A 6,480-nucleotide genomic window follows, 5' to 3' on the forward strand; every position below is an offset into this window, starting at 1 on the left:
ATGCCCTGCTGCGCATGGCGGCGTTTCCCTGGGGCGGGGCACATGCGCGGCTGGCGGATGCGCTGGAGGATGCGGTGCGGTACTGGGACCTGGCCGGGCTGCTGCCTCGTCCGTGGCTGAGCCTGTCCGGCGGCGAGCAGCAGCGCGCCCAGCTGGCGCGCTCCCAGTTGCAGCTGATGCTGGCCGAACCTGGTGACGCCACGCTCTGGCTGCTGGACGAGCCGCTGGCGGCGCTGGACTGGCGGCATCAGCAGACGGTGCTGGCGGCCTGTCGTGAACAGGCGGCGCGCAACAGCCTGGTGCTGGCCAGCGTGCACGACATGAATGCCGCGCTGGCCATGGCCACGCATGTGCTGGTGCTGGGGCAGGGAGAGGTGCTGATGGCTGGCGAGATGCACCAGGAGCGGTTCCGCGAGGCGCTGCAGGAGGCGTTCTCGGTGCGCCTGGGCTGGGTCAGTCATCCGGATGACGGCCGGCCCTGGCTGGTGCCGCTGGCGGGATGAAAACCGGGGTGTCCGGGCTGACAAACGCTGCGCTACAAGTCAGCCCGGACACCCCGTTTGCATCTGGCGGCCAGCGATCCGGCACATGCACTGAAGGGTAGTGCAGGGCGCTGAAGCTGTCTGTCGCAGGTGGGGATGCGGGACTGACTTGTAGCGCAGCGTTTGTCAGTCCCGCATCCCCACCTGTGACAGTCCCGCTGTGCCAGGCTTGTCAGCCCTCAGAGCGCCGTCACCACCCCGGCGACATGCGGCTTGCCCTTGCGCGCGTCATTGACGGCGAACTCCAGGCCGCCATCGGCGGTTGGCGTCGAGCTGAACGCCACCTTGGCCGGCAGCAGCACCGGCAGCTTGAACTGCACATCCACGCTGTAGGCGTCCGGCAGGCGGCTTTCCATGGCGGCCAGGCAGGCGGCCTTGGTCCACATGCCGTGCGCGATGGCCTGCGGGAAGCCCAGCAGCTTCGCGGTGGCGGCGTAGAGGTGGATGGGGTTGCGGTCGCCGGAGATGGCGCCGTAGCGGCGGCCGATGTCGCCCGGCACGTTCCAGAATGCGCTTGCGGCCGGCTTCTCGCTGGCAGCGGCCTTGGCCGGCTTCGCGGCTTTCGCCGGCTTGCCGCCCTCGGTCCTGGGAGCGGGCTGGCGGCGCAGGTAGGTGCTGTAGTCGACCCAGACCTTCTCGGCGCCCACCCAGGCCTCGCTGATCAGGTCGAAGGTGATGCCCTTGTCATGCGGCTGCAGATTGCCGACGCGGGTGCGGAAGGTCACCACCTCGGAAGCCAGAACCGGGCGCAGCTGGTCGATGCGGTTGCGCACATGCACCAGGCCCATCAGCGCGTAGGGGAAGCTGGCATCGGTCATCAGCACCATCTGCAGCGGGAAGCTGAGGATGTGCAGGTAGGTCGACGGCACCGTCTCGCGCAGCGCGAAACCGCAGACGCGGTTGTAGTCGGCCAGGTGGGCACGATCGATCTTGTGGTCCTTGAGCACGATCTCGAGGTNTCACGAACAGTCATGGCTGGTTCCTCTGGAGACACATCGGAGGGATGCATCGGGGAAATGCACGGGCCGGCTGCCGGGACAGCCGGCCCGTGGCCGGAAATCATCGCGCCCCCCGCACCAGGCGGACGGGCGCGCTCACGGGCATCAGGCGCCGATCAGGCTCTGGCCGCAGACACGCACGATGTTGCCGTTGACGCCGTTCGAGGCCGGGCTGGCGTACCAGGCGATGGTCTCGGCGACGTCCACCGGCAGGCCGCCCTGCGACATGGAGTTCATGCGGCGGCCGGCTTCGCGGATGGCGAACGGAATGGCGGCGGTCATCTGCGTTTCGATGAAGCCCGGGGCCACGGCGTTGATGGTGATGCCCTTCGCCAGCAGCGGCTTGACCGAGCTGTTGACCAGGCCGATGACGCCGGCCTTGGACACGGCGTAGTTGCTCTGGCCCATGTTGCCGGCGATGCCGGAGATCGACGACACGCAGATCACGCGGCCGTTCTGGCGGATGGCGCCCTGTGCCAGCAGCTCGTCGTTGATGCGCTCTTCGGACGACAGGTTGATGTTGATCACCAGGTTCCAGAGCTGTTCCTTCATGTTCGCCAGCGTCTTGTCGCGGGTCACGCCGGCGTTGTGGACAATGATGTCCAGGCCGCCGTGGGCGCTCTTGACGTGTTCGGCGATGCGCGCCGGGGCTTCGGCCGAGGTGATGTCCAGCGCCAGCACGGAGCCGCCGATGTCAGCTGCGACACGGTTCAGGTCGGCTTCCTGCTGCGGCACGTCGAGGGCGATGACATGCGCGCCGTCACGCGCCAGCACCTGGGCGATGGCTTCGCCGATGCCGCGCGAGGCGCCGGTCACCAGGGCGACCTTGCCGGCCAGCGGACGCGTCCAGTCCGGGGTTTCGCCGGCGATGCCGGTGGCCTGCACGCGCGCGACCTGGCCGGAGACATAGGCCGACTTCGGCGAGATGAAGAAGCGCAGGGTCGACTCCAGGTCGGCTTCGGCGCCCGGGGCGACGTAGATCAGCTGGGCGGTGCTGCCCTTCTTCACTTCCTTGCCGATGGCACGGGTGAAGCCTTCCAGCGCGCGCTGGGCGGTGGCGTGCTTGGCATCTTCCAGCAGCTCCGGGGTGCGGCCGATGACGATGATGCGGCCGCTGACGGCCAGCTTGCGGATCACCGGGTTGAAGAAGTTGTAGATGGCGATCAGGTCATCGGAGCGGGTGATGCCGGAGGCGTCGAACACCAGTGCCTTGAACTTCTGGCCGTCTTCGGCGGCCGGGGTGTAGGCCTGGGTGGCCAGGCCGACGGAGGCGGCTGCCTGGTGCACGCCGCCGTCGAACAGGGCGTAGGTCTCGGCGCTGATGTTGGACAGGACCTGGGCGATGGCGCCGGTCAGGTCGCTGCCGGCGGCGGCGCCGAGCAGCACGGTGCCGCTGACCACCGGCTGGCCGGCGACGAAGCGGTCCAGCGGCTGCGGGCTGGGCAGACCGAGGTTCTTGGCCAGCAGCTGGCCGAACGGCGAGTTCACGAAATCAAGATAGCGGTCGCTCATGACTGGATCCTTCATCTGTTATGGGCGGCCGGATCCTTCGCGATCCGGCGCGGTTTCGGGTGATCGGGGCGGCGGGGCCGTCCGGCATCTGAACTGCCGAGCCTAGTCAATCGGCCCGCGCTTGGCGAGACCGGCCGGTCAGGCGGTATGTCCTGCAGTCAGCGTCCGGCTGGCGGAAATCTGGTTACCATGGGCCGGATCGTGCTGCGCATGCAGCCTAGCAAACCCTGTCAGCGGGGGAATTTGCCGTGACGTGCGCCGGTTGCCGCATTTCGGCCAATGACCTGTTCGCGGGGTGTGCTAGCGTGGCACGGTGTCGCATCTCATCAAGAGTCCGTTCATCAGGAGTCAGGAGTCCATCATGACCACCCTTCGTCGCGTCGCCATCGTCGGCGGCAACCGCATCCCCTTCGCCCGCTCCAACAGTGTCTACGCCACGGCGTCCAACCAGGACATGCTGACGGCCGCCCTCGACGGTCTGGTCGAGCGCTACAACCTGGCTGGCGAGCGCATCGGTGAAGTGGTCGCCGGCGCCGTGCTCAAGCACAGCCGCGACTTCAACCTGACCCGCGAAGCCGTGCTCAGCACCAAGCTGGCGCCGGAAACCACCGCCTACGACATCCAGCAGGCCTGTGGCACCGGCCTGGAAGCTGCCATCCTCGTGGCCAACAAGATCGCTGTCGGCCAGATCGAGTCCGGCATCGCCGGTGGCGTCGACACCACCTCCGACGCCCCGATCGGTCTCAGCGACGGCATCCGCAGCCTGCTGCTCGAAGTCAACCGCGGCAAGACCACCGGTGACAAGCTGAAGACGCTGGCCAAGATCCGTCCGAGCCACCTTGGCCTGGAAATCCCGCGCAACGGCGAGCCGCGCACCGGCCTGGCCATGGGCGACCACGCCGCCATCACCGCCGCCGAATGGAACGTGCCGCGCCAGGCACAGGACGAGCTGGCCGTGGCCAGCCACAAGAAGCTGGCCGCCGCCTACGAGCGCGGTTTCTTCGATGACCTGATCACCCCGTACCTGGGCCTGAAGCGCGACCAGAACCTGCGTCCGGACTCCAACGTCGAGAAGCTGTCCACGCTGAAGCCGGTGTTCGGCGACCGCGAGACCGGCACCATGACCGCCGCCAACTCCACCCCGCTGACCGACGGCGCCTCCGTGGTGCTGCTGGCCTCGGAAGAGTGGGCCAAGGCGCACAACCTGCCGATCCTGGCCTGGTTCATCGACGGTGAAGTGGCTTCGGTCGATTTCGTGCACAAGAAGGAAGGCCTGCTGATGGCGCCGGCCTACGCCGTGCCGCGTCTGCTGGCCCGTCGCGGCCTGACCCTGCAGGACTTCGACTACTACGAAATCCACGAAGCCTTCGCCTCTCAGGTGCTGGCCACGCTGGCTGCCTGGGAAGATCCGAAGTTCTGCAAGGAGCGTCTGGGCCTGGATGCCCCGCTGGGTTCGATCGATCGCGCCAAGCTCAACGTCAACGGCTCCTCGCTGGCGGCAGGCCATCCGTTCGCAGCCACCGGCGGCCGCATCATCGCCACGCTGGCCAAGATCCTCAGCGAGAAGGGTTCGGGCCGCGGCCTGATCTCCATCTGCGCCGCTGGCGGCCAGGGCGTGGTTGCCATCGTCGAGCGCTGATGATCGCGGGCGCCCCGGTCTTCGCCGGGGTGCCCGGCATCGCGCCGGCGCCGGTCGTGCAGACCGCGCCGGCATGAAAAAGCCCGGACTTGTCCGGGCTTTTTCATGTCCGATCCGGCCATCGTGTGGCCGGTGGCGCTCACTGCTTGTTGATGTCGAGCAGCTCGACCTCGAACACCAGCGTCTCGTTGGGGCCGATCTTGCCGCCGGCACCCTGTTCGCCGTAGGCGATGGCGGACGGCAGCACGAACTTGTACTTGCTGCCCACTGTCATGAGCTGCACGCCTTCGGTCCAGCCCGGAATGACCTGGTTGAGCTGGAAGGTGGCCGGCTGGCCGCGATCGTAGGAGCTGTCGAAGGTCTCGCCGTTGGTCAGCGTGCCCTTGTAGTTCACCGTGACCACGTCGGTGGCCTTGGGCTTGGCGCCGGTGCCTTCCTTCAGCACTTCGTACTGCAGGCCGCTGGCCGTGGTCTTGACGCCGGACTTCTTGGCGTTCTCCTCGAGGAACTTCTTGCCGTCCTCGACCGCCGACTTGGCCTTTTCTTCCATCTTCTTGATGTGCTTCTCGCGCAGCTTCTGGGCCACGGTCATCTGCACCTGGCGACGGGCTTCGTCGTCCAGCGCCAGCTCCTTCTTCTCCAGCACGTCGTTCAGGCCGGCGACGATGGTGTTGACGTCGATGTCTTCGCTGATGTTTTCCAGCGACTTGCCGATGTCGACGCCGATGGAGTAGCTGAACTTCTGGGTCTCGGTTTCCAGCTCCGCCTTCTTGCTGAAGGGGTTGTTGCAGGCGGCGAGCAGTGCGGTGGCGCCTACGGTGGCAACGAGCCGGGTGGATCGGTTCATGAATTGGGTCCTTGTCTTGTCGGTGTTGTTTGAAGGCGATCGATTGAAGCGCACTTCAGGGGGTCTTGTCATCAGTCCTTCCGGCCGGGATGCTGCAACCTCCGCAGCAGGCTGGAGGTGTCCCAGCGCCCGCCGCCCATGGCCTGCACGTCGCGGTAGAAGTCGTTGACCGTGGCGGTCAGCGGCAGCTCCAGCGCCATGCGCCCGGCCTCGGCCAGCACGATGTCGAGGTCCTTGCGCATCCAGTCCACCGCGAAGCCGTGGTCGTACTCGCCGGCGAGCATGGTCTGGTGGCGGTTGACCAGCTGCCAGGACGAGCCGGCGCCCTGGCCGACCAGGGCCATGACCTGGGCGACGTCGAGTCCGGCGTGCTGCGCGAAGTGCATGCCTTCGGCGACTCCCTGAATCACGCCGGCCACGCAGATCTGGTTGACCATCTTGGCGAGCTGGCCGCTGCCGGCCGGGCCGACGTGGGCCTGCGCGCGGGCATAGGCCGCGAGCACGGGCGCGGCGCGGGCGATATCGTCGTCGGCGCCACCGCAGAAGATGCTGAGCTGGCCGTTGATGGCGCCCTGCTGTCCGCCTGACACCGGGGCATCGACGAAGCCGATATCGCGCTCTCCCAGGATGGCGGCGAGGCGTCGCGAGAGATCTGCGGAAACGGTCGAGTGATCGACCAGCAGGCTGCCCGGGCGCAGGCCGTCGAGCAGTCCGCCCGGGCCCAGGACTACCGCTTCGAGGTCGCTGTCACGGCCGACGCAGGTCAGCGCGATGTCGGCGCCGGCAGCGGCTTCAGCCGCGTTGCCGGCGCGTCGCCCGCCGTATTCTGCGACCCAGGCGTCGGCCCTAGCCGGGGTGCGGTTCCAGACCGTGACCGGGTGGCCGGCGCGCAGCAGGTGTCCGGCCATGGGGAATCCCATGTTGCCGAGTCCGACGAAGGCG

General features: G+C 67.6%; 5 protein-coding genes and 1 pseudogene. 2 read left to right on the forward strand and 4 right to left on the reverse strand.

The features are described 5' to 3' along the window. On the forward strand, positions 1–503 hold a 503-nt coding region (locus C5O18_RS05105; RefSeq protein ID WP_478209676.1), incomplete at its 5' end, for an ATP-binding cassette domain-containing protein. A gap of 218 nt (positions 504–721) precedes the next feature. On the opposite strand, the gene C5O18_RS05110 is transcribed toward C5O18_RS05105, so the two are convergent. Together C5O18_RS05110 and C5O18_RS05115 are read right to left on the reverse strand one after the other, a co-directional pair. Continuing rightward, positions 722–1,489: a MaoC family dehydratase gene (locus C5O18_RS05110; RefSeq protein WP_206389732.1), complete on the reverse strand. Its 768-nt coding sequence runs from the start codon at positions 1,487–1,489 to the stop codon at positions 722–724. Between the two features lie 156 nt (positions 1,490–1,645). Beyond that, the gene (locus C5O18_RS05115; RefSeq protein WP_105192037.1) at positions 1,646–3,052 is read right to left on the reverse strand and encodes a 3-oxoacyl-ACP reductase; all 1,407 of its coding nucleotides are present in this window, start codon (positions 3,050–3,052) and stop codon (positions 1,646–1,648) included. Between the two features lie 367 nt (positions 3,053–3,419). Here C5O18_RS05115 and C5O18_RS05120 point away from each other — a divergent pair. Beyond that, a pseudogene (locus C5O18_RS05120) lies at positions 3,420–4,691 on the forward strand (acetyl-CoA C-acetyltransferase); the annotation flags it as partial. 139 nt (positions 4,692–4,830) lie between these two features. Here the strand turns inward: C5O18_RS05120 and C5O18_RS05125 are convergent. Together C5O18_RS05125 and C5O18_RS05130 are read right to left on the reverse strand one after the other, a co-directional pair. Next, the gene (locus C5O18_RS05125) at positions 4,831–5,538 is read right to left on the reverse strand and encodes a BamJ family beta-barrel-assembly machinery protein (RefSeq protein WP_105192041.1); all 708 of its coding nucleotides are present in this window, start codon (positions 5,536–5,538) and stop codon (positions 4,831–4,833) included. A gap of 71 nt (positions 5,539–5,609) precedes the next feature. After that, positions 5,610–6,480 (reverse strand): NAD(P)-dependent oxidoreductase (locus C5O18_RS05130; RefSeq protein ID WP_105192043.1); only part of this gene is annotated, 871 nt, incomplete at its 5' end.

It is taken from the genome of Amnimonas aquatica (assembly GCF_002943415.1).
Classification (GTDB): Bacteria; Pseudomonadota; Gammaproteobacteria; order Pseudomonadales; family Moraxellaceae; genus Perlucidibaca; species Perlucidibaca aquatica_A.

Excerpts from the sequence above, each read along its gene's own strand:
- C5O18_RS05115 (WP_105192037.1), bottom strand. The coding sequence starts at position 3,052 with ATGAGCGACCGCTATCTTGATTTCGTGAACTCGCCGTTCGGCCAGCTG.
- C5O18_RS05125 (WP_105192041.1), bottom strand. The coding sequence starts at position 5,538 with ATGAACCGATCCACCCGGCTCGTTGCCACCGTAGGCGCCACCGCACTG.